This is a genomic window from Helicobacter bizzozeronii, from assembly GCF_900196775.1.
Taxonomy (GTDB): Bacteria; Campylobacterota; Campylobacteria; order Campylobacterales; family Helicobacteraceae; genus Helicobacter; species Helicobacter bizzozeronii.
In genome coordinates, this window is sequence record NZ_FZLB01000113.1 from 1 (window position 1) to 1662 (window position 1662).

Consider the following 1662-nt stretch of genomic DNA (forward strand, 5'->3'; position numbering starts at 1 on the left):
ATAAGCCATTGCTTTGGCAATCGTCCAATAGAGCCGTCATGTCCGCTAGGCTAATTCAGTGGGAACTCCACTTACTAAATGCTTTGCGAGGTTTAAACTCGCGTAAAATCTCTATCAATCACCGCCCCGCACGCCCCACACTGATACACTCTATCGCTAAGCATTAAATCCTTTTTCACATTGCCACAGCTAGAACAAGTCTTGGAGCTAGGGTAAAAGACATCAGCTCGCTTAATTTCTCGCCCATAATATTTCGCTTTATACTCTAAAAGGGTGTTAAAGGCGCAGATACTCACATCACTTAAGGCTTTGGCTAACCTTGAGTTTTTCAGCATATTCTTAACATTTAAACTTTCTAAACAAAGAATTTTAGCGTGCCTAACGAGGGCAGTGCTGAGTTTGTGTAAAAAGTCATTGCGGATATTAGCTATGCGGGCGTGCAAGCGGTTTAGGCGCAAGCTGGCTTTAAGGTAATTAGCGGATTTTCTAGTATGGGGAGCATTCTGCTCCCTTCCTTTGGTTTTCGGGAGGCAAGCAGAATGCTTGCTTTTCCTAGAAACTTGCCTACTAAGTCTCTTAAGCCGCCTTGTCAGCCTATTTAAAGGCTTAGGTGCAAACACTTGCAAACCATTAGATAGAGTGGCAAACGCCTTAATGCCTGTATCAATGCCTAGCGTGCGGTTATTCTTAACGGGCTTGTGGGTGCGCTCAAACTCCTCTTGTGTGGTATCTATTTGGATTGAAACATAGAATTTATTGCCTCTTTGCGTGATGGTCGCGCCGTTGATTTTGCCTTTAAAGCGTAGTTTTTCGGTCATTTTGATTTTAGGCAAGTTGGGGATTTTGATATAATCCTTTTTGTCGCCTTGAATGATTTTTACTTGGTCGCCCCCAATGTAGAAACTGCCTTGATACTCTCTTTTGCGTTTAAAACGGGGATAGCTGACTTTACCCAATTTTAAATCTTTAAAAAATTTTTGAAAAGCTAGATTTAAGTGGTTAAAGGGCTGTGCTGTAGCATATTTCGTAACTTCATAGACAAAGGGAAACTTCTCTTTTTTGCAAGCGTTAAATTCTTTCTTTAGGGCAAAGTGGTTAGATTTAATGCCGTTTTTGTAGTTTTCTCTCCACTTCGCAAGTCCTTAAGTTTAGGCAAGTCTAGCACACCCAAAAGCCTTTTTAAAATGGGTTTGTGCCTTATTGTTAGGGGTTAGCTCAATCTTGTGTGTCAGCTGTAACATTATTTTCTACCACTTCTTGCATTTCCTCTAAAAGCTGTTTATTTTTCTTTGAGCGTGCTCCATAAAGTCTAGCTGAGAACACCGTAATGATTTCTAACACATCTTTGGCTAACTCCTCCTCAAAGCGGATATTCTCATCGCCTTGATTAATGAGAATCACCTCCACGCCTTTAGCCTCGCAAATGGCAAACACTAGCTCCGCTCCAAAACGCAATAAGCGGTCTTTATGGGTTAAAACAAGTCTTTTAACTTGACTTTCTAGGATCAGGTTAAGAAGTTTTGTTAAACCCTTTTTGTAATAGTTCATCCCAGAACCTAAATCTTGGATCACTTCGTAGTTAAAGCCCAACTTAGAACAATACAACTCCAAAACCTGCACTTGAGCGATTAAATCCTCTTTTTGGTCGGCACTAGAAACACG

At 40.9% G+C, this 1662-nt stretch carries 1 protein-coding gene and 1 pseudogene; both read right to left on the reverse strand.

What is annotated here, in order from left to right; genetic code table 11:
• A pseudogene (locus C5684_RS08860) lies at window positions 1–1241 on the reverse strand (RNA-guided endonuclease InsQ/TnpB family protein); the annotation flags it as partial.
• Window positions 1216–1662, reverse strand: a 447-nt coding sequence (locus C5684_RS08865; protein ID WP_104640083.1) for an IS607 family transposase, incomplete at its 5' end; no start/stop codon positions are given. The gene C5684_RS08865 and the pseudogene C5684_RS08860, both read right to left, overlap by 26 nt.